This window comes from Rossellomorea sp. ABR4_012 (assembly GCF_056159545.1).
In genome coordinates this window covers 109,851-130,581 of sequence record NZ_JBSWVK010000002.1, presented here as the reverse complement: position 1 = coordinate 130,581, position 20,731 = coordinate 109,851, and the positions used below count along the sequence as shown (strand labels likewise).

General features: G+C 44.2%; 21 protein-coding genes. 9 read left to right on the top strand and 12 right to left on the bottom strand.

The features are described 5' to 3' along the window. Positions 1-64 precede the first annotated feature (64 nt). Positions 65-208: a hypothetical protein gene (locus tag ACXAFV_RS10220; RefSeq protein ID WP_475126258.1), complete on the top strand. Its 144-nt coding sequence runs from the start codon at positions 65-67 to the stop codon at positions 206-208. Between the two features lie 96 nt (positions 209-304). Here ACXAFV_RS10220 and ACXAFV_RS10215 read toward each other — a convergent pair whose 3' ends face one another. The 3 genes from ACXAFV_RS10215 to ACXAFV_RS10205 form a co-directional block, all read right to left on the bottom strand. Beyond that, a complete protein-coding gene (locus ACXAFV_RS10215; RefSeq protein WP_475126257.1) occupies positions 305-2,167 on the bottom strand; it encodes a cation:proton antiporter in 1,863 nt (620 codons plus the stop codon). A 123-nt stretch (positions 2,168-2,290) separates the two neighbouring features. After that, entirely contained in the window at positions 2,291-3,619 is a 1,329-nt protein-coding gene (locus ACXAFV_RS10210; RefSeq protein WP_475126255.1) for an oligosaccharide flippase family protein, read from the bottom strand. A gap of 428 nt (positions 3,620-4,047) precedes the next feature. Then, positions 4,048-7,185: an efflux RND transporter permease subunit gene (locus ACXAFV_RS10205; RefSeq protein WP_475126254.1), complete on the bottom strand. Its 3,138-nt coding sequence runs from the start codon at positions 7,183-7,185 to the stop codon at positions 4,048-4,050. 159 nt (positions 7,186-7,344) lie between these two features. Between ACXAFV_RS10205 and ACXAFV_RS10200 the strand changes: the two genes are divergently transcribed. Continuing rightward, complete coding sequence (locus ACXAFV_RS10200) at positions 7,345-8,199, top strand: TetR/AcrR family transcriptional regulator (RefSeq protein ID WP_475126253.1); 855 nt, start codon at positions 7,345-7,347, stop codon at positions 8,197-8,199. A gap of 57 nt (positions 8,200-8,256) precedes the next feature. Here the strand turns inward: ACXAFV_RS10200 and ACXAFV_RS10195 are convergent, their stop codons facing one another. From ACXAFV_RS10195 to ACXAFV_RS10185, 3 genes are all read right to left on the bottom strand, one after another. Further along, positions 8,257-8,865, bottom strand: a complete 609-nt coding sequence (locus tag ACXAFV_RS10195; protein ID WP_475126252.1) for a VC0807 family protein — start codon at positions 8,863-8,865, stop codon at positions 8,257-8,259. A 100-nt stretch (positions 8,866-8,965) separates the two neighbouring features. Then, complete coding sequence (locus ACXAFV_RS10190; RefSeq protein WP_475126250.1) at positions 8,966-9,391, bottom strand: DUF1284 domain-containing protein; 426 nt, start codon at positions 9,389-9,391, stop codon at positions 8,966-8,968. A gap of 15 nt (positions 9,392-9,406) precedes the next feature. After that, positions 9,407-10,066 (bottom strand): NAD(P)H-binding protein, encoded by a 660-nt coding sequence (locus ACXAFV_RS10185; RefSeq protein WP_475126249.1) that lies wholly within the window; start codon positions 10,064-10,066, stop codon positions 9,407-9,409. Positions 10,067-10,187: 121 nt separating this feature from the next. On the opposite strand from ACXAFV_RS10185, the gene ACXAFV_RS10180 reads away from it, so the two are divergent. The 3 genes from ACXAFV_RS10180 (at position 10,188) to ACXAFV_RS10170 (ending at position 11,751) form a co-directional block, all read left to right on the top strand. Further along, positions 10,188-10,514, top strand: coding sequence for a hypothetical protein (locus ACXAFV_RS10180; RefSeq protein ID WP_475126248.1), 327 nt, complete (start codon positions 10,188-10,190; stop codon positions 10,512-10,514). 110 nt (positions 10,515-10,624) lie between these two features. Next, positions 10,625-10,825, top strand: coding sequence for a hypothetical protein (locus ACXAFV_RS10175; RefSeq protein WP_475126247.1), 201 nt, complete (start codon positions 10,625-10,627; stop codon positions 10,823-10,825). 89 nt (positions 10,826-10,914) lie between these two features. Beyond that, positions 10,915-11,751, top strand: coding sequence for an undecaprenyl-diphosphate phosphatase (locus ACXAFV_RS10170; RefSeq protein ID WP_475126246.1), 837 nt, complete (start codon positions 10,915-10,917; stop codon positions 11,749-11,751). A gap of 43 nt (positions 11,752-11,794) precedes the next feature. Here the strand turns inward: ACXAFV_RS10170 and ACXAFV_RS10165 are convergent, their stop codons facing one another. The 6 genes from ACXAFV_RS10165 to ACXAFV_RS10140 all read right to left on the bottom strand — a co-directional run bounded on the left by ACXAFV_RS10165 (position 11,795) and on the right by ACXAFV_RS10140 (position 16,796). After that, positions 11,795-11,989, bottom strand: a complete 195-nt coding sequence (locus ACXAFV_RS10165; protein WP_475126244.1) for a hypothetical protein — start codon at positions 11,987-11,989, stop codon at positions 11,795-11,797. Positions 11,990-12,008: 19 nt separating this feature from the next. After that, positions 12,009-12,149: a hypothetical protein gene (locus ACXAFV_RS10160; RefSeq protein WP_475126243.1), complete on the bottom strand. Its 141-nt coding sequence runs from the start codon at positions 12,147-12,149 to the stop codon at positions 12,009-12,011. Between the two features lie 11 nt (positions 12,150-12,160). Continuing rightward, a complete protein-coding gene (locus ACXAFV_RS10155) occupies positions 12,161-12,373 on the bottom strand; it encodes a hypothetical protein (protein WP_475126242.1) in 213 nt (70 codons plus the stop codon). 171 nt (positions 12,374-12,544) lie between these two features. Next, entirely contained in the window at positions 12,545-13,264 is a 720-nt protein-coding gene (locus tag ACXAFV_RS10150) for a YebC/PmpR family DNA-binding transcriptional regulator (RefSeq protein WP_475126240.1), read from the bottom strand. Positions 13,265-13,783: 519 nt separating this feature from the next. Continuing rightward, positions 13,784-15,301 carry a gluconokinase gene (gene gntK / locus ACXAFV_RS10145; protein ID WP_475126919.1) on the bottom strand — a complete coding sequence of 506 codons (1,518 nt, stop codon included), beginning with the start codon at positions 15,299-15,301 and terminating at the stop codon, positions 13,784-13,786. A gap of 151 nt (positions 15,302-15,452) precedes the next feature. Beyond that, complete coding sequence (locus tag ACXAFV_RS10140) at positions 15,453-16,796, bottom strand: GntP family permease (RefSeq protein WP_475126239.1); 1,344 nt, start codon at positions 16,794-16,796, stop codon at positions 15,453-15,455. Between the two features lie 277 nt (positions 16,797-17,073). Between ACXAFV_RS10140 and ACXAFV_RS10135 the strand changes: the two genes are divergently transcribed. The 4 genes from ACXAFV_RS10135 (at position 17,074) to ACXAFV_RS10120 (ending at position 20,602) form a co-directional block, all read left to right on the top strand. Then, a complete protein-coding gene (locus ACXAFV_RS10135; RefSeq protein ID WP_475126238.1) occupies positions 17,074-17,928 on the top strand; it encodes a MurR/RpiR family transcriptional regulator in 855 nt (284 codons plus the stop codon). A 392-nt stretch (positions 17,929-18,320) separates the two neighbouring features. Beyond that, positions 18,321-19,598, top strand: a complete 1,278-nt coding sequence (kynU, locus tag ACXAFV_RS10130; protein WP_475126236.1) for a kynureninase — start codon at positions 18,321-18,323, stop codon at positions 19,596-19,598. A gap of 11 nt (positions 19,599-19,609) precedes the next feature. Beyond that, on the top strand, positions 19,610-20,236 hold the full coding sequence (gene kynB, locus ACXAFV_RS10125; RefSeq protein WP_475126233.1) for an arylformamidase: 627 nt from the start codon (positions 19,610-19,612) through the stop codon (positions 20,234-20,236). A gap of 222 nt (positions 20,237-20,458) precedes the next feature. Continuing rightward, positions 20,459-20,602, top strand: coding sequence for a hypothetical protein (locus ACXAFV_RS10120; RefSeq protein WP_475126232.1), 144 nt, complete (start codon positions 20,459-20,461; stop codon positions 20,600-20,602). Positions 20,603-20,731 lie beyond the last annotated feature (129 nt).

Below are 20,731 nucleotides of genomic sequence, written 5' to 3'. Positions count from 1 at the left end.
CTTTGCGGGAGAGGTATAGAATCACCCCTTCTGACTGACATTAAGTCAGAGGGGGTGTTTTTGTATGGGACATGATTCAAATAGCAGTAAGAATCGGACGATTTCCGGGACCGACATTGATGAAGTGAAGAAGCTGAATAGTGAGTCGGGCTTGACCTATAATCAGGTAAAGCAGCTTCTTGGCCAGCAGTACTCCAATAAAAAATGACGGCACTATCCTGCTTTCTAATTATAGCTGTCTAAATCAATAAAGCGCCGACCTTAAAGTCGACGCTTTTTTTACTGGAGGAAAATTTCCATCCAGTTATTTTTCTTTCCCTTCCACGTTCTTCTCACGCTGTACTGCAAGCTTTTCATTGATTTTTTTCATTTCCTTGCATCGCTGGGTAAGACTTACGACAACATCTCCCTGTTCGATTTTAGGAGAAGCGCCTTCCGTAAAGAATTCGATTCTGCCTGAAGGCTTAAGGGCGAATAATAGCAGTGTATTTTCATCACGTTCTTCGAGATAGGACTCGAAGCTGTATTTTTCGGTGATGCTTGTTTTCCTGAAGACATCTCCTCTTTCGACCCTCTTATTCAATTCTTCCCATGTCACACTCTCCTGGAAGAGAATACGTCCGCCTATGGTGTGGACCATATCCTCCAGGTCAACTTCACCCTGGCTTCGCAAGCTAAGCTGGAAGAGGTTGTTCCTTCCGATTTCAGGAACAAACGTCGTACAGACTAGAGCATTATACGAATCCAGTTCGGTGGCTGCAATCATGTATTCATATGGAGTCAAATCCAGATAATACTCTGTCTGTTCAGAGAGAATCTCTCCTTTGTAAAAAGGGACTCCCGCTTTCCGTACAGGAATCAGACGCTGCCAGGATGAATCAGCGATCAATACTGTTATCTTCAAGTCCTGGAGTGTCTTCGCCAATTCCGTACTGAAGCTGCTGCCGCCGACGATGACGACACCAGGACGCTCATCGATGGCAAGATCGAGTTTCTTCGCAAGCCACTTGATCGAGAACCCATGTGCAACCACTGTCGAGAATACGAGTGCAAAGGTCAACGAAGTAAGAATCGAGGCATCTTCGAATCCTTTTTCCAGCAGTACGGCTGCAAAGTAACTCGACACCGTCAGGGCTACGATCCCTCGGGGGGCGATCCATCCGACCAGAAGTTTTTCACTATTGGAAAGATCTGTCCCGATCGTCGATAACCAAATGGATAACGGTCTGACGACAAATAGCATAAGAAGTACAAATGAAATGATATTCCAATTGAAAATCTTCAATAACGTATCAACCGATAATGAAGCTGTCAGCATGACGAAAATGGTTGAAATCAGCAATACTGAGATGTTCTCTTTGAAATGGCGCATATCGTCTATGGAGGATATATGCATATTTGCAAGGGTCATCCCCATGACCGTGACGGCAAGCAGTCCGGTTTCATGCATGATTTGATCGGATATCGCAAAACTCGCCAGCACCAATACGAATACGACCGGCGATTTTAGGAACTCAGGCACGTGTCCTTTTTCAAAAATAAATGCTGTGAATTTTCCCATCAGCCATCCAAACACACCAGCAAACAGAGAAGCTGCAAAGAAAAGAAGCAGCGTGGTTGCAGTGACATCATCGCTTATTAAGAAGTTGATGATCTCAAAAGCAAAGACGGCAAGCAATGCACCGAATGGGTCTACCACAATCCCTTCCCATTTTAAAATCGCAGCAGGCCTCGGCTTCAGCTTTGCCTGTCTGAGAAGGGGCAGGATGACTGTTGGTCCGGTCACGATAAAGAGACCGCCGATGACGAATGCAACAGCCCATGACAATCCGGCTACAAAATGGGCACCGAGTGAGCCCAGAATCCATGCCAGCAGCGCCCCAAATGTAACGATGCGAAAAACAGGTTTTCCAAGTCCCCTTACTTCACGGAAATCAAGATTCAAGCTTCCTTCAAATAAAATGATGGCTACGGCCAATGAGACAATCGGTTTGAACATTTCACCGAAATCGGCTTTCGGATCGATCAGACCGAATACAGGCCCTACAAGCAGCCCGGCAATCGACATCACAACGATTGCAGGCATCCTGAATCTCCACGCCAACCATTGTGAAGCAATGCCCAGCAGACCGATCAGCATTAAGTTAAACAATATAGAGTCAATCATCGCGTTCTCCTTTGATGTAATAATTAGTAAGTACTTTGTTTTAATAATTGCATTCTGCTTATGGAACATGATAATTGGAATGTACGATGGTTGCAAAAGATAAGAATCCTATTTTGTTTTAGTTTACATTTTCACCAAAGATTTTAACCAAATAGTCGTTTCCAATTCTCTGCAAATCGTCACATAATGAAGCAGAGCACTTAACACGGCACCTGCATTCAACCCAATGATGACACCCGTCATCCCGAATTCAGGATCAGACCCGAGTATATAAATGAGGCTGAACGAGAAAATACTTGCCCATACAGTATGGATCAGTGCGTCCTTCACAAGCCCGAGTCCGATTAAAAAAGCCTGCAGCGGCAGTACAAGAAAATGAAAGAAAAAATACGGCCACAACAGCTTGAGGTAAAAAGCTGAGGTGACAGAGTGGAAAAATGTCACGGTGATATAATCCCCCAGTAGATAATAAATCAATACTGCCGGCACCCCATAACCTAGTGTTATCCACATCACCTGCTTCAAATGCTGCAGGATCCCCTCAATATCTTTTGCAGATGCTTTCTCGGAAATCGTCGGAATCAAGACAATCAATAGTGAAAAAGCGATAAAGGAAGGAAAGAATCCAATGGTAAGGGCAATTCCGGCCATCATCCCAAAGTGTTCATTCGCTTCGACCGCCCCCATTCCTGCGTGAACCAAGGCCAGTTTTATCAGAAAAGGCTGGACGGCATGAGTGAAAGCATGAAAAATCCTCAGAACAGTCGTCGGGACAGACACGGATAGTATGGATTGTCTCATCTCACTCTTCGCTAATGGAACGTGAGCGCTCCCTTTCTTTCTCTTACCCTTTCGATTAAGAATATAAGCCTGTATCAAATAAATAAAAACAACCGCTTCACTCGCGACCAGTGTACATAAGGCAATAAAGATGGACGTATCGCTGGTGAAGGACAAAAATTGATAAATGGAAACTAAGAGCATCAGTTGAATTCCTTTGCGCAAAAAATTAGCGACAGCAATTTTCCGCATCTGCTGAATCCCCATAAAATACCCTCTTGTAATCGAGGTAAACGCAACAATCGGAATCACGGCCAGGATCAGCCAGCGGATGCCGGGATGGATCCCTTCAAACAGCGGTGTCCACATATAAACGAGAACCATCGCGATCAGAAGAACGATCGTCGTCAGTAAGGCGAATCTGAAAACATACTGAAGCATCCCGCTATGGTACTTCTCATCTTTTTCTGCAATGAACTTCGATAAACTGATCGGCAGTTCCATACTCGAAAGAATCACCACTAAAAAAACCGTTGGTAAAATCGACATATATGTACCTAGACCCGCTTCTCCCAGCTCACGGGCTAAAATCATATTGATCATAAATTCCACCAGTTCACCAAAAAAAGCTGTTATCACAAGCACCAATGTGCCTCTTAAAAACAAACTCATAGATCCCGGACCACCTTCAAATGAGATGTTTCATTCTATGATGGTTGTCCTGCGATTATGTTTTGATCTGATGGGTAATTCGGAGGGATGGAGGTCGTATAGGGTTTGGTGGCTCCAATTGCGAAATTTGTCGATTATTGAAGAATTGTCGGTAAAGTTTTAAAAATTGTTAATAAACGGGATTTTTTGTTGATAAATAAGCATTTTCGTTGATAACTACCCAAAAATGTTGATAAATCTCCAATCACTTGGTCCCTGACTCGGAATGGGTGATTTGAGCCAGGCTCAGATTGACACATTTGAGCCTGGCTCGATTTACACGATTTGTGCCAGGCTCAATCTATCCACTTTATGCCTGGGACAATCCACCCCCTGTGTGTCAGGCACAAAAAAGAACAGCCCCCGCCAATACGGGAGCTGCCCAATCTTTACACTTCTTCTGCCACGTTCTTCCTCTTTCCACGGGACAGTTTTCTCTTCATCTTCATCAATACCTCATACACAATCGGTACGACAATAAGTGTCAACAGCGTGGAACTTGTCAATCCGCCGATAACCGTCACTCCCAATCCTTTCGAGATCAGGCCGCCGCCTTCTAGTCCAAGGGCAAGCGGGAACAGCGCTCCGATTGTCGCGATTGCTGTCATCAGAATCGGACGTAAACGGGTGATACCGGCTTCAAGCAAGGCCTCGCGTGTGGAGAACCCTTCGTTTTCCATGTGAATAACGCGGTCAATCAATACAATCGCATTCGTTACAACGATACCAATCAACATCAGAGCCCCGATCATGGACGATATGCTGATGGTTTCCCCGGCGATCAGTAAAGCGACAAGGGCACCAGTGATCGCAAATGGAAGTGAGAACAGGATGGCAAATGGCGCAAGCCCCCCGCCGAATGTGATTACAAGTATCAAGTAAACGATCGCGATCGCTGCCAGCATGGCTAGACCTAATTGCGTGAATGATTCCTGGATATCCTCCGTTACACCGCCCATATTCACGTCGATGCCGGATGGCAGGTCAAGTTCTTCGATGTCTTTTTGGATGGCTGCGGATGCTTTGGATACATCGCTGGAGCTCAGTTCACCGGTGACTTGTGCGTACACCTTGCCGTCACGTCTTGAGACAGTATCCGATGTTTCACCTTCTTCAACCTTTACGACATCCTTGATCGGCACTTCCATGCCTAGCGGAGATTGAATCGTTTTGCCGGTTAAGTCTTCAATGTTTTCATATTCTTCTTTTTCCACATCAAGATAGACATTTACGTCTTCCCCGTCTTTCTCAATCGTTGTCAGGACAGGGCGTTCGCGAGTCTGGCCAAGTTCCATGGCAACCTGACCCGCAGTCAAGCCGTACTGGCTTAACTTTTCCTGGTCTGCAACAAGTGAGTATTCATCATAAGACTCAGAGATGCTTGAATCCACTTTTTTAACATCCTTGATGTCTTTCATCTTATCCTGGACATCATTTACAACAGGCTCGATATCTTCAAGCGTGTCACCGTAAACAAATACGACGATTTCATTGCTTCCTGCACTGGCAGAGAAATCCTGCTGTGCCCACTCGCCTTTTCCTGTTTGTTCTTGAAGATCTTTTATGACTTTTTCTTTTTCTTCAGCAAAATTTTCTGTGTCATCATTGTATTCAATAAAGAAGATGGCATCACTTGTGCTGCCGGGGTTCATCGGATTTTCTCCACCGACTGAATACTGGATGGTTTCTGCACCTTTTCGGCCTTGCAGGTATTCTTCAGCTTCACCAGCGATTTCCATGACTTCTTCTTTCGTCTGACCAGGCTCCGGCTTATACGTAGCCATCATCATTTTTTCTTCATCGGAAGGGATGAAGCTCACTCCGATGAAGGGAACGAGGAACAAGCTTCCCACAAGCATCGCCACAGCAAGGAGCGAGGTGATGATCTTATGGTTCAACGTCCAATTCAGTACCCCTTTATACCAGTCTGCCAATCGGCTCGGCTTCTCTTTATGCTTCTTGCCTGCACCTTTTTTGAACATTGAATGGGCAAGCATAGGCACGATTGTCACTGCAACTAGAAGTGACGCCAGCAGGGCAAATACGATTGTTAAGGCAAACGGAAGGAACAGTTCCCCTACCATGCCGGAAACGAGCCCTAATGGAAGGAACACAGCGATAGTAACAATCGTTGAAGACATGATCGGCACGAACATTTCCTTCGTTGCTTCGCGGATCAATTCTTTCCCTTTCAACAATTCACCTTTCAGGGACATTCTTCGATAAATGTTCTCCACCACAACGATGGAATCATCGATGACGCGCCCGATGGCTACCGTCATCGCACCAAGCGTCATGATATTCAGCGTGATGTCCATTTGATTCAGTAATAAGATCGCAATTAAAAGCGATAACGGAATCGAAATGACGGAAATGATCGTCGATTTGATATCACGCAGAAACAGAAGAATGATGATCACTGCAAACACAGCTCCGAACAATGCTTTATTCAGCATCGTGCTGACGGACTGTTCGATCGGTTCACCCTGATCAAAGGTAGAGATGATCTCGATATTGTCGATATCTCCCTCGAATTTCTTTACTTCATCTTTTACCGCATTTACAACATCGACGGTATTGGCATCTGCCGCTTTTACGATTTGAACGCCGATGGACTCTTTCCCATTGGTTCTTGAAACCGATTCGGCTTTACCTGTCACCTCGATCTTCGCGATTTCACCTAATTCAACCGTAGGGATTTTCACGTTGGCAGGCATGTTCTGCTGCGGAGCTGCTTGCTGAGCCTGTGCACCTTGGGATGGGGCCATGCTTTCTCCGACGGACGGCGTCACAGGTATTTTTATTTCTTTTAAATCTTCCAGAGTTGAAATATTCCCGTCAACCAGGACAGATTTTTGGGTGTCACCGAATGTGTAAAGACCCAGTGGTGCCGTCACATCCGAGCCCTTAATCATATTTTTGACTGTTTCTTCATCAAGGCCGTATTGCGCCAATTTTTCCTGGTCGAATACCAGATTGGCTTCTTGAATCTCCTGCCCGGAAACCTGAACAGAAGCTACACCGTCAAGTCCTTCGAGTCCCGGAATGATGGTCTCTTCAACTGTAGAAGTCAATTGAGCAAGTGACTGATCCTCATTTGCCACACTCAATGCGATGACCGGGAATGCGTTCATACTGATCCTTGTCACATCAGGGTCTTGGACGCCCTCCGGAAATGAAACTTCGGATAAAGCTTCTTCTACTTCCGTTTTTGCTTCATCCATATCTTTTGAAAATTTGTATTCGATTTGAACGGAGGATGCGTTTTGGAAAGATGAGGAGCTTACCACATTCACACCGTCCAAGTTCTCCAGACGTTTCTCAATGGGTTCCGATACTTTATCTGCCACATCTTCAGGCGCAGCGCCTGGATAGACAGTCGTCACACTGACAACCGGAACATTGATATTCGGAAGTGTTTCAAGCTTCATATTAAAACCGGAATATAAGCCTGCCACAATGACGATGATCGTCATCAGCCAAACAGCAAACTTATTCTTGAGCACAAAATTGATTATACCGTTCACTCTCTATTCATCCCTTCTATTTTCTGACTGACTAGTCATAACATAGATTAATATAACTGACCGTACAGTCATTAGTCAATACTTGTTAGAAATTAAAGGTTTATTTTTACTGACCAATCGGTCATAATAGGTGTAGGAGTCAATTGAGGAGAGAAAAGTATGAAGGAAAAAGAAAAGTTAATCATCGAAACGTCCATAAAATTATTTGCCACTAAAGGATTCAACGCCACCTCAGTCCAGGAGATCGTTAATGAATGCGACATTTCCAAAGGAGCATTTTACTTATACTTCAAATCGAAGGAAGCCCTGCTGCTCGCCATCATGAAATATTACTTTGAAATGATCCGGGAGAAAGTAGATCTCATAGAGCATGAAGATTTGCCGCCATACGAAAAGTTCCGGAAGCAGCTGGAGTCCCAGCTTGTGGAAGTATGGAAGCATAAAGAATTCATCATCATGCAGATCCGGGAAAATGCGATGCCGTTCAATGAGGACATCCATGCCCTGCTTCACGAAATGAAAGTCCACACATACGAGTTTTACAGACGCAGATTGACCGCTATTTACGGAAAAGAGATCGAACCGTTTTTCTGGGATCTGTCATTGATCATCCAGGGCATCCTAAAGTCCTATCTTGAAGTCATCATGCTTGATAAATTAGAAATGGATTTTAACTATCTGTCAGATTTTATCCTAAGACGTGTCGATGACGTGGTTCACGGCCTCATGAAAAGCGGAGAAAAGCCGGTCCTTTCCCCGGAGAAATTGGAGCCATTCTTAAAGGCGATGGAATCTGCTTCGTTAAATGAGGATATGCTGGTGAGGATGATCGAGGATCATCTTGAAGGAACGGAAGACGAAAATATCAAGATATCACTAGAGGTCATTAAAGAAGAAATACTTAAAGATGAAACCCGGGCGATCGTGATTAAAGGGATGCTCGTAAACCTGGAAGATGGCGATTCTTCTCTTGCCTCTTTGGCTGAGAAAGTTCGGGAGTTTTATGAAATATAGCCTTTATTTAAGCAGCAAAAAACGAGTATGTACCCACATACTCGTTTTCCCCCTGTTCTAAACCGTCTTACACTCTTCACGCATTTCTTCCTCTACCGTTCTGACAAGCTGGGGGGATTCACGAATGACCTTGCTGATATATAGAAAGACCCCTTTATCAAACGCCTCTACTCCATACTTCATGATGAGCCAGGCTTTCACCGCAGCCAGAAGGCCGCTTCTAATAGCAAAGCATGCAGTGATCAATTGAAAAATCTTAAAGAGAGGTTTTTTATAAAATAACCGCTTACTGAAGGAACGATCATACCCCTGCAGCTCTGCAAAATCAAGGCCAAACAAAAGGGAAATCGGCTTTTTCGCTACCATTGTACCGAGGAAAAATAAACTCAATGCCCCGGCATAATATACGTTATTCCAAAGCAATTGAAGGGAAGAACCTGCAAGTACGTCAATTAAGGTACCGGTTATCAACGTGATGAGGATAAAAAGACCTAACGCATTCACTCTTTTCATTTCCATAAAACGATAAATCGTATAAATGATCCCAGGAACGGAAGACAGCAGCATTGCATAATAATCCCCGATATGATCCCGCATCATATTCCAAACGAACAACGGAAGTGCCACATAGATTAAAATATCCCACAAAACAAAATTTTTCTTCATTACACTCACTCTTCCTTTTAGATCGTTAGTAATCCTACGATTAACCGGAAGAGAAAGTTTCATGAATTTTCATTCAATTGACGCGAAAATAACTTGGAGATCACACACAATGCTTCTCCCTCAACTCCTGAATCCCCTTCTTGCAAACACCATATTCAAGCCACGAACATCCTTCACATAAAAAGTCCAGATCTCCTGGACTCACTTTTTCAGCTGTTCTCTGTACTAAATCGGATTTCATATAAACCGCCCCAGGTCGCAATCCTAAGTGACTGATAACTTTTCCATCCATTGAAAGGACATGTTCATTTGAATCCGCGCTTTTGACACATTGTGTTTTGCCCCTGTGAGGACAAGCCTGGCATGCATCATCAAACCCTTGTACAACTTGAATAGGAAAATCCGCATTTTCATCCCGGATACCTGCAACAATATCGGTCATAACATCAATAAACTCCGGACTGTACCCCATCCCCTTGAAGCCGTGAGTACACAGAAGATGATGTCCGCGTAAAATTTTCTTCATCCTGCATGCCCCTCCTTATAATTGTTGAATCTCATCCGACTCATAGATGTTCACATGCCCATCCGGGACTCTCAGCGCTGATTTGTACATACCGTAAGCTACTTGTTCAGCTGAAATACTGCGGTATTTCCTCCATTTTCCGATCATCACGGGACGGATCATCCGTGAAAAAATTTCACCTGTTTTTTCACCTAAACGGAACTCTTTCCGATTTCCGACAAGCAATGACGGACGAAATATATGAAGATGTTTATAATTCAGGTTTTTAAGTTCTTGTTCCAATTCCCCTTTTACCTTGCTGTAAAAAATGCGTGAGTCCGCACTGGCTCCTATCGCCGATATAACCAGGTATTGTTCTGCACCATGTTTTTTGCATACCTGGGCAAGCTCTATGGGGTAATTGAAATCCACTCTTTTAAACTTTTCCTTTGTTCCTGCTTTTTTAATCGTGGTTCCGAGGCAGCAGAAAACGTCATCCACCTCTTCATGAGGGAGAAGTTTCAGTGTATCAAAAGAAATGACGCGTTCATCGAGTTTATCATGTTGAATGCCGCTGCTTGTCCGAACGAAGGAAATGACTTTTTTGTATTGGGAGCTTTTCAATAGTAGCTGCAATAGATGGGAGCCTACCAGACCTGTTGCCCCTGCGAGTACCGCTACTCTTTCATTTTCCATCCTTTTTCCTTCTTTCTTTATATGTTTATTTCATTCTAAGAGAATGTTGAAAGAATTTCTAGACACGTTGTGAAAAGAGGATATAATAAAATTTAGTCTTATTGAAAAGGGGGTAATGATGGTGAAGAACTTTGCTTTATTATTTCTGCTGAGCTCGGTCTTGTTTTTCAACCCTATCCAGGATACAGACCACTATGTATTGATCACTGATGATGAGCAGAGTATTTCTGACAACTCCTATATTTCCGGAGTTGATGTGATTCTATCTTCAGTATCTGCCCTTCCGCAGATTCCTGACATCCTATTACCTCAGAAGTCTTCCACGACTTTCAAACAGGCGATTCTCACTTCACCTTCTTACGTGGACTTCTTTGCCATGGACCTGTCACCGGACTCCGGTGGATTTATTCATATGGTCATGTACTGCTCGAACTACCTCTCCCTCTGACTCTCTCTTATTCAAATGAAACCAGTTTTAACTTCAGTGATTTCTGAAGTTTATTTGAATTGCTCTATTTTACCGGAAAACTAAATATGCGAGTATAGGAGAGATTTCCATTGAGAGAAAACAGTTATCAAAAAGAGTCGCTCATTTGCTTTATCACCTGCCTGGCCGGACTGACCGCCTTCCTGGGAGTGATCTATTTATCTTCCATCACGTCGGGAGACAGCCTTGCGCCAGCTTTTCCCAATGTCCCTTGGCAGCAGCTGATGAACTGGGACAAAATCGCTGAAATCTTCAGCACCAAATCATCCTAGCACCGCGTTAAAGCATCGAGGGACGGGCCTTTAGCTGGATAAAGCATCTTTAACACTATATAGATTAATTTAACTTTTGGGAGACAACTATGGATATTTTAACATTACTAAAAGCAATCATTTTAGGCCTTGTCGAAGGGTTGACAGAATTCGCGCCAATATCATCGACAGGCCACATGATCATCGTGGACGATTTGTGGCTCAAGTCTAAAGATTTTTTAGGCAAGTACCCAGCCAATACGTTCAAGGTAGTCATACAGCTTGGTTCAATATTAGCGGTTGTAGTGATTTTCAGGGTCCGATTCATCGAAATGCTGGACTTTAAATCATGGAGCTCATCGGAAAAGGAGGCCCGGCATAAGCTGAAACTCACACACGTGATTGTCGGGCTGCTTCCGGCAGGAGTACTGGGAGTGTTATTCGAAGATTACATCGACGAGAACTTATTTTCAATAAACACGGTTTTGATCGGTCTATTCGCAGGGGCTATCTTCATGATAGTTGCGGATGTGATCAGCTCAAAAAAGGAAGGTCTGGTAATCAAATCGGTAGATGGCATCACCCATAGGCAGGCATTGATCGTTGGACTCATTCAATGTCTCGCTCTGTGGCCAGGCTTTTCCCGCTCCGGTTCAACTATCTCAGGCGGGGTGTTGCTGGGAATGAATCATCGTACGGCTGCAGACTTTACGTTCATCATGGCAGTTCCGATCATGCTTGGTGCGAGCGTGCTGTCCCTTGTAAAGAATTGGCAGTACTTCACGGTGGATGCCCTTCCTTTTATGGCGGCAGGGTTTATCAGCGCGTTTATCTTTGCGCTCGTATCCATCAAGTTCTTCTTGAAACTGATCAACAAAGTAAAATTGATTCCATTCGCAGTATACAGGATCATTTTGGTACTTGTGATTTATACACTTTACTTCTGATTACATCCGGTAAAGAGGCCGATTCAGCTGAATCGGCCTCTTTCTATTCTTCATCAAAAAAACGCTTGATCTTTTCCACTTCCTCATTGCTTGTTTCAGATGAAATATAGGGATTGTCATTTGATTCCGGAGTGTCCAGGTTCGTTTTCATTTCAAAAAAAGGACCTTGAGGCGGTTCTGCAATGATCCTGTCATCAAGCTGTTTAAAATCCGGTAATTCTTTTTTGCCTTTTTCCATCACGGTCGCCCTCCTCTTGTTAATGTGCTGTTTCGTCTTTTTTATACGCAATCAGGATGATTTCTTCATGCGTCTCCTGACGAAGCTCGTTTTCAATATGCTGCAGCTTGCCAAGGGTTTCTTCTGATAAATGAGCGACTCCATATTCTTTGTTGTCCATGTTGATCCTCCTTATCCGTTTTCGATTTGCTGCCCGATTTCTTTGGCGGCAAAATATTCATTTCCTTCTTCGACTGCCCGAAGCTCACCTACGGACTCTCCATGAGAATTTTCATTCATTTCAACCGATGTATACAGCTCGTTATCTTTAACATTCTGCATCGTGATTTCAGGATTCAGTGCGGTATTGACGTTAAGCTCAGGGGTTTTCTTCTCTCTATCCACCTGTACCACCTCCATTATTTAGTATGACTTGTCTTATTAAAATCATTCAGAAGGGTGAATTTCTTAGCAAGACACAAAAAAGCGTACCCCTCATAAGGGATACGCTTTCGGAATAGACCCTGTTTAACATATAGTTAAACCTAATAATCTTTACGAAGGTTTTGTATAAATTTACTCGCCTAAGTCAACATTATGATAAACCTGCTGAACATCTTCCAGGTCTTCGATGGCATCGATCATTTTTTCGAATTGCGCTTGTGAACCTTCAGGAAGCTCTACGTCATTTTGTGCAAGCATCGTCAATTCAGCAACCGTGAATTCTTCTACACCGGCACTTTTGAATGCTTCCTGCACGGCATGGAATTGATCCGGCTCAGCATAGACGATGACTGCTTCATCTTCTTCAAGGATATCGCGGGCATCTACATCTGCCTCCATCAGGATCTCGAGGACCTCTTCTTCAGATTTCCCCTCGACACCGATAACAGCTGTCGCATCAAACATATAAGCAACCGATCCGCTGACGCCCATGTTCCCGCCGTTTTTACCGAAAGCAGCACGCACTTCCGATGCTGTACGGTTTACGTTGTTAGTCAAAGCATCCACGATGACCATTGACCCATTCGGACCGAAGCCTTCGTATCGCAGCTCATCATAATTTTCTTCTGATCCGCCTTTTGCCTTTTCAATGGCACGGTCGATGATATGTTTCGGAACACTATATGTTTTTGCACGTTCCAATACGAATTTAAGGGTTTGATTCAATTCAGGATCCGGTTCGCCCGATTTTGCCGCCACATAAATTTCACGACCGAATTTTGCATAAATACGACTCGTATTGGCGTCTTTAGACGCTTTCTTTTCTTTAATGTTGTTCCACTTACGTCCCATTTTGTTTCACTCTCTTTCAGTGTATAAAATTAATCACTTGTTTCGTGTTGGTTGTCCATTTCATTATACATGAAATGGGCGAAAGTTGGCTATGCATCGTAACCATTGCTTCATTAAGGATCATGTCATGTTTTTTCAAAATAAGCTCTTTTTCCCTGGGAAAACTGTATAAATGGAAAGTGTTATGTTCAAAAAGGTTTGTAAATCGGCTTGCGAATGGTAAAAACAGCAACGCTGCAGCAAAATTGTACGGCTCAATGATTCATTTTGTGAATTTATGATCCTATTTGGAAAAATATGATCCTGTCTGTCGATTTATGATCTTTTCCGGGGAAATATGATCCTAAATGTCAATTTATGATCCTATTTATAAATATATGATCTTTTAAGAATTATTCTAATTAACATTCTGCCTTCTACCTTCTAACCCCCAACTACTTCCTTCCGCCCTTGCCTCTTGCTCCTCGCCTCCATGCCTCTCGATTTATTAAAGTCTCGCTCCAAAAAGAAAAACCGGCTCTACAGCCGGCTTTCTTCCTGATAAGCACTGATTTCTTCATATTCACTTTCCAACAGCCTTGGCAGACGAATAAATATCGGCATCAACCTGCGGTAAGCTTCTGTCGCTTTCTCGTCAGGCTGATGGGAGTGAACAGAACCGACCATCGACTTCACCTCTTCAAGTGAGTCCAACGTTCCTTGTCCATACATTCCCAGTACAACCGCTCCAAGACATGAGCTCTCAAAGCTTTCAGGTATTTCAACTTCCTGATCGAAAATATCGGCAAGCATCTGGCGCCAAAGCTCTGATCGGGCAAATCCTCCTGTTGCCTGGACGCGGGTCGGTGATCCAATCAGTTCTTCCAGAGCGAGCAGGACGCTGTATAAGTTCATGACGATCCCTTCGAGCACCGCCCGGATCATATGCTCTTTTTTATGATGCATGCCGAGACCGAAGAACGATCCTCGTGCTTTCGCATTCCACAAAGGAGCTCTTTCCCCCGCCATATAGGGGTGGAAAATCAAGCCTTCCGAACCGGGCTCGACCTTTTCTGCAATGTCAGTCAGCACTTCATATGGATCTTTCCCTAATCGCTTCGCCACTTCCACTTCTGCTGAAGCCAGCTCGTCGCGCACCCATCTGAAAATCATTCCTCCGTTATTTACCGGTCCACCGATGACCCAATGCTTGTCCGTCAACGCATAACAGAAGATCCGCCCTTTTGGATCAGTCACCGGACGGTCGGTCACCGCACGGATCGCTCCGCTTGTCCCGATTGTGACAGCCACGACTCCAGGTTCGATTGCGTTCACCCCAAGATTGGAGAGGACACCGTCACTTGCACCAACGATAAAAGGAGTTTCAGCAGGCAATCCCAGCATGTCAGTATATTCTGCTTTTAAACCTGTTATGCTTTCTGTCGTTGAAACGGGCTTGGATAATTGATCGCCGGTAACGCCGGCTACTTTTAACGCTTCTTCATCCCAATCCAGATTTTCCAAGTTAAACATACCGGTGGCAGATGCGATTGAATAATCGACCACATATTCACCGAAGAAACGGTGAAAAATGAATTCTTTAATGGAAATGAATTTCTTTGCTTTATCAAATAAGTCCTTATGTTCTGCATTAAGCCAAGACAATTTTACAAGCGGGGACATCGGATGGATCGGTGTTCCCGTCCTGCGGTATATGTCCATTCCATTATGTTCCTTCTTGATTTTGACTGCCCAGTCCGCACTCCGGTTATCGGCCCATGTAATCGACCCTGTAAGCGGCTGGTCATTCTCATCGACCAGGATCAAGCTGTGCATCGCTGAACTGAATGATACAAAGGAAATTTTTTCTTTCGTTTGCAGCGTCACTTCCTTAATCGCTTTTATGACCGCACGGAAAATTTCTTCAGGGTCCTGCTCTGCGGTTCCCGGTGCAGGTGTATGTAAGGGATATTCCACTCCATGACGGCAGATGGCTTCTCCTTTTTCATTAAAAAGTACCGCTTTCGTACTGGTTGTTCCGATATCTACGCCAATCATCTGTGACATGTTCATTCCTCCTAAATAGAGACAATCATTGCTTTGACAAGTATAAAACGGTGATGAGTAAAAGTCATCCGTTATGATATGAAATAGAGAAAAGGAAGAAGCATCACTGCCCTTCCTTTCCCTATCAAGTAGTATGAATCCTTTATGCTATAAAAATACCCAGGATAAACGCCACGGCGAATCCGACAAATCCGATGATCGTTTCCATCATCGTCCATGATTTCAGTGTATCTTTAACATCCAAACCGAAGTAACGGTTCACCAGCCAGAATCCACTGTCATTCACATGTGAGAATACAGTTGCACCGGATGCAATCGCGATAACCATCAGCCCGAGCACAGGACCCTCAAGACCCAATGTTGAAATCAACGGACTCATAAGACCTGCTGCTGTGACCATCGACACGGTCGCAGACCCTTGCGCGACACGCACCACCATTGCAATCAAGAATGCCAGGGCGATCGGAGGAAGGCTTGATCCCGCCATCATTTCACCCAGGACTTCACCAACGCCAGAGTCGATCAATACTTGCTTGAAAACTCCACCGGCACCTGTAACAAGGATGATGATCCCTGCAGGCTCAAGCGCTTTTGTTGCAATTTCCTGTACTTCATCCCTTGTGTATCCGCGTTTCGTTCCAAGCAGAACGAATGTAAGCAGTGTCGCAATCGTCAAGGCTACAAACGGATGACCAAGGAACGTCAAGACTGAACGAAGTGTATTTCCTTCTTCTAATAGAACGCCTGACAGCGTATTCAATAATATCAATACCAATGGAATCGAAATCAATGATGCAATAAGACCGAAGCTTGGAAGTTCCTTATCATATTCGATTTCTTCGACTTGCATATATTCAGGCACAACGGCATGAATTTTTTTCGAAATATATTTTGCAAAAAGCGGTCCGGCGATGATCATGGACGGGATACCGGCAATTACACCGAATAGAATGACCCAGCCAAGATCGGCCCCGATCAGGTCAGCTACCGCAATCGGTCCTGGCGTAGGCGGGATGAAACTGTGTGTGACAGCAAGCCCCGCGAGCAGTGGAATACCATAGTATAGTAATGACTTTCCTGTTTTCTTTGCCAGTCCATAAACAATCGGGACAAGAATGATGAACCCGACATCGAAGAATACCGGAATCGCAACCAGGAATCCTGTGATACCAAGAGACCACTGTGCTTTATCTTCTCCAAATTTGTTGATCAGAGTCTGGGCAAGACGCTCCGCCCCTCCGGATACTTCAAGCATTCTCCCGAACATCGCACCTAAACCAACGACGACAGCGACGAATCCGAGCGTTCCTCCCATACCGCTTTGAATCGAAGAAACAACCTCGCCAAGCGGCATTCCTGCTGCAATCCCAACGATTAAACTTACAAGAAGCAGCGCAACAAAGGCATGAAGCTTTGTTTTAATAACTAAAAATAACAGAAGAAAAATTCCTGCTAACGCAACCAATATCAGCATTTGATCTGACATGATGACCCCTACCCTTCTTTTTTGGATATACATATTTACTTATTCCAACCCATACCATTTAAGCGTTTACATTAAACCTTTATGTATCTGACACTTCCAATCTATTATCCTTTGAAAATATTTTTCACAAAAAGTGTACGGGCGGAAAAATTATTTTTTCTTGATATCTCTATTATAAAAAATATTTTTCTAATTGCAACCGTTTACAAAAAATATTTTTCTTTTTCTTTTATTTTAGTATAATAAAACTATGAAAACCCTTACAGGAGTGTTGCCCATGATGAAAGAGCATCAACATTGTCTGGCAAGCATCCGCTCTCATTATCCTCAGTTTAGTGAGACGGAAAGAAAAATTGCCGATTATATACTGGAAAACCCCACCCACATCATTCATTCCACCATCAATGGTATGGCCGAAGACTTAGGTGTAGCGGATTCAACTGTCTTCCGTTTCTGCAAAAGAATCGGCTTCAAAGGCTATCAGGCTATGAAAATAGCACTTGCTTCAGAAATTGTAACAGGGCTGAAAGACATTCATGAACGAGTCGATGAAGGGGATACTCCTCAGACCATCGCATCCAAAGTCTTCCGCTCCAACATCAAAACGATTGAAGACACTCTGATGGTAGTTGATGAAAATAGACTTCAGGAGGCCGTCGATGCGTTGACGGGAGCCGAATCGATTGAATTCTTCGGCAGCGGCGGCTCAGGCGTGATTGCACTTGATGCGTATCATAAACTGATTCGCACTGGACTCCGGGTCCGGGCGACTTCAGACAGCCACATCCAGCTGATGACCGCTTCACAGATGACCGAAAAGGATTGTGCGGTCTTCATTTCCCACAGCGGATCTACGAAAGATATCCTGCAAGTCTTGGAAGTCGTGAAGGAAACGGGAGCGAAGACCATCTGTATAACGAACTTCGCCAAATCCCCTTTGAGCCAGGACGTCGACATACCCCTCTATACGGTGTCAGAGGAAACGGACTACCGTTCAGAAGCCCTTTCTTCCCGTATCGCCCAGCTGACGCTGATCGATACGCTGTATGTGAACATCATGATGAAGCGTGAAGCAACAGGACAGGAAGCATTGAAGAAAATGCGGAGCGCGATTTCTGTGAAGAGGATCTAAGCAGTGAGGCGTGAGACCAATTATGGTCCGCGCCTTTTTTGTCTTCACAAACGGATGAAAGTTTGTCATATTCCCTCTAACCGGGTGGCTTTATTCTAAGGCATACACTGGATCTGCTTTTTTAGATCCGATTACATTAAGTACTAGACCGAACCTATAAATTTTAGCGGCTATTCTATGAGTTTTGGCAAAGAATCTATGAGTTTGATCCATTATTCTTTTAGTTTGACGAATAATCTATGAATATCAGCTAATAATCTATGAGCTTTCACAAGTAATCTCATGTTTTTCCATAAATGCCCAAAACAAGACTCCATTTTGAAATGTTTTACTATTCAAACCATTTAGATTATGATTTTTATAGAGCATAAATCTATAAAGGCGGGATTAAGATGTCACAGAAGCTTACACTGGATCATGCAAGGGAGCTTGATAAGAGCGACACCCTCGCTCATTTCAAAGAGGAATTTTACATAAAAGACGGTCACTACTATATGGACGGCAACTCTCTCGGATTATTATCGAAGCGCGCCGAGAAAGCGCTTCATACTTCCCTGGAAGACTGGAAGGAACACGGAATCGACGGCTGGATGGATGGGGTGGAGCCTTGGTTCTATTATTCTGAAAAACTGGGTGGGAAGACAGCTCCTTTAGTCGGCGCCAAAAAGGAAGAAGTCATCGTGACAGGATCGATCACGACAAACCTGCATCAGCTGATTGCGACATTCTATCAACCGCAGGAAAACAGGACAAAAATCCTGGCTGATGAATTGACCTTCCCTTCAGACATTTATGCGATTCAAAGTCAGCTCGAATTAAAGGGGTACAATCATGAAGACCATCTCGTGCAGGTGAAAAGCCGGGACGGATATACACTGATGGAGGAAGATATCATCGACGCGATGACAGAAGATATCGCCCTCATCCTCCTTCCTTCTGTCTTATACCGCAGCGGTCAGCTGCTGGATATGAAACGGTTGACGGAGGAAGCTCATAAGCGGGGGATTGTCATCGGATTCGATCTTGCCCATTCGATTGGCGCCCTCCCCCACAATCTTCATGAAGATGGAGTGGATTTCGCTGTCTGGTGCAACTACAAATACTTAAACAGCGGTCCCGGCGGTGTTGGTGGGTTATATGTCCATGAACGGTATTTCGGTAAAAAGCCTGGATTATCAGGATGGTTCGGTTCGCGTAAAGACAAGCAGTTTGATATGGAGCATGTGCTCACCCCTGCAGAATCGGCGGGTGCTTTCCAGATTGGGACTCCACATATCTTAAGCAGTGCTCCATTACTCGGTTCACTTGAATTATTTGAAGAAGCTGGCATCGAGGAACTGCGGAAGAAATCCCTTTCTCTGACAAGATTCATGATGGAATTGTTGGACCAGGAACTTGCAGGCAGCGGATTCACGATTTGTAATCCGATGGAAGATGAACGCCGCGGCGGCCATGTAAGCCTCAAGCACGACGAAGCCGCCAGAATATGCAAAGCCCTTAAGGCCAACAAAGTGACACCGGACTTCCGTGCGCCGAACAATATCCGTCTGGCTCCGGTTGCCCTATATTCTTCTTATGAAGACGTATGGAATACCGTCCAGATTTTGAAGAAGATCATGGAGAATGAAGAATATAAACAATTTGAAAACGTCCGCAACGTTGTAGCATAAAGGAGGACCTTATGAAAATCATTGATATTTCGCAGCCGCTTCATGACGGCACACCCGTTTGGCCGGGCGACACCCCTTTTTCCTTTTCACTCAATTGGTCTAAAGAAGAAACCGGTTCTGTCAATGTCGGCCAGCTCACCATGAGCGCCCATACGGGGACCCATGTGGATGCCCCGTACCATTTTGATAATGACGGAAGACGAATATTGGATCTGCCGTTGGATCGTTATATTGGTCCTGCGGTCGTCGTATCGGTTGACAGGGCTGATAGCATTGGTCCAGAGCACCTTGCCAGCATTGATTTGTCTTCTGTAAAAAAAGTACTTTTCAAGACAAGTGCATGGGAGGATTTCAAGGAATTTCCTGAATCCATCCCTCCAATCGATCCGGAACTTGCCCCTTTCTTAAAAGAAAAAGGAATCCATCTGATCGGGGTCGACCTCCCTTCCGTCGATCCATTGGACAGCAAAGAAATGGACGCCCATCATGCATTGAATGATCATGATATCCTGATCCTGGAGGGTATCATATTGAAAGGTGTGGCACCCGGTTATTACGAACTGTATGCCATGCCGCTGCCTCTCAAGAACGCTGACGGCTCGCCGGTGCGTGCGGTTTTGATTGATCGACAGGCATAATAATAGTTGGTTAGAAGCAGCTGATGCTGCTTCTTTTTTGTTTGGTGACTGGGCTCCAAGTGTGGAGGTGCCAGGCACCTGATTTAGATACATCCTGAACTTCCTCCATATTAATCTTCCACAAAAGATATAAATTTCAAAAAATGTTCATAGACTTAGCGTATAAAGGTTTAAATTCCTGGAAATTTCGTCATAACTAGTAAGGCGGAAGGAGGAAGATGAATGGGTATATTGACGACAATGGGATTCATTGTGTTCCTTGGGATGATTTTAGGCGTCCTCATCTATTTCTTAAGACAAGCTTTGGACTCGAATGATTCAAAACGAATTGATGCGCATAAGGATCATGATCATTTTTCACAGTAAAAGGGGCGTTTTCATTGGAAGGGAGTTTCTATCTTCCGGTGGAAACGTTTTTTATGAGGGGGCATCGAGTATTTTTTTAAAAAGCAAGCGTTCTGCCAGTAGTTTTTTTCAACTTTACTCCTTTTGTTT

What these genes read in the sequence shown, in the direction of transcription:
- ACXAFV_RS10220 (WP_475126258.1), top strand. Translation starts at nt 65, where the DNA reads ATGGGACATGATTCAAATAGCAGTAAGAATCGGACGATTTCCGGGACC.
- ACXAFV_RS10215 (WP_475126257.1), bottom strand. Translation starts at nt 2,167, where the DNA reads ATGATTGACTCTATATTGTTTAACTTAATGCTGATCGGTCTGCTGGGC.
- ACXAFV_RS10210 (WP_475126255.1), bottom strand. Translation starts at nt 3,619, where the DNA reads ATGAGTTTGTTTTTAAGAGGCACATTGGTGCTTGTGATAACAGCTTTT.
- ACXAFV_RS10200 (WP_475126253.1), top strand. Translation starts at nt 7,345, where the DNA reads ATGAAGGAAAAAGAAAAGTTAATCATCGAAACGTCCATAAAATTATTT.
- ACXAFV_RS10195 (WP_475126252.1), bottom strand. Translation starts at nt 8,865, where the DNA reads ATGAAGAAAAATTTTGTTTTGTGGGATATTTTAATCTATGTGGCACTT.
- ACXAFV_RS10190 (WP_475126250.1), bottom strand. Translation starts at nt 9,391, where the DNA reads ATGAAGAAAATTTTACGCGGACATCATCTTCTGTGTACTCACGGCTTC.
- ACXAFV_RS10185 (WP_475126249.1), bottom strand. Translation starts at nt 10,066, where the DNA reads ATGGAAAATGAAAGAGTAGCGGTACTCGCAGGGGCAACAGGTCTGGTA.
- ACXAFV_RS10170 (WP_475126246.1), top strand. Translation starts at nt 10,915, where the DNA reads ATGGATATTTTAACATTACTAAAAGCAATCATTTTAGGCCTTGTCGAA.
- ACXAFV_RS10165 (WP_475126244.1), bottom strand. Translation starts at nt 11,989, where the DNA reads ATGGAAAAAGGCAAAAAAGAATTACCGGATTTTAAACAGCTTGATGAC.
- ACXAFV_RS10160 (WP_475126243.1), bottom strand. Translation starts at nt 12,149, where the DNA reads ATGGACAACAAAGAATATGGAGTCGCTCATTTATCAGAAGAAACCCTT.
- ACXAFV_RS10150 (WP_475126240.1), bottom strand. Translation starts at nt 13,264, where the DNA reads ATGGGACGTAAGTGGAACAACATTAAAGAAAAGAAAGCGTCTAAAGAC.
- gntK (WP_475126919.1), bottom strand. Translation starts at nt 15,301, where the DNA reads ATGATTGGCGTAGATATCGGAACAACCAGTACGAAAGCGGTACTTTTT.
- ACXAFV_RS10140 (WP_475126239.1), bottom strand. Translation starts at nt 16,796, where the DNA reads ATGTCAGATCAAATGCTGATATTGGTTGCGTTAGCAGGAATTTTTCTT.
- ACXAFV_RS10135 (WP_475126238.1), top strand. Translation starts at nt 17,074, where the DNA reads ATGATGAAAGAGCATCAACATTGTCTGGCAAGCATCCGCTCTCATTAT.
- kynU (WP_475126236.1), top strand. Translation starts at nt 18,321, where the DNA reads ATGTCACAGAAGCTTACACTGGATCATGCAAGGGAGCTTGATAAGAGC.
- kynB (WP_475126233.1), top strand. Translation starts at nt 19,610, where the DNA reads ATGAAAATCATTGATATTTCGCAGCCGCTTCATGACGGCACACCCGTT.
- ACXAFV_RS10120 (WP_475126232.1), top strand. Translation starts at nt 20,459, where the DNA reads ATGGGTATATTGACGACAATGGGATTCATTGTGTTCCTTGGGATGATT.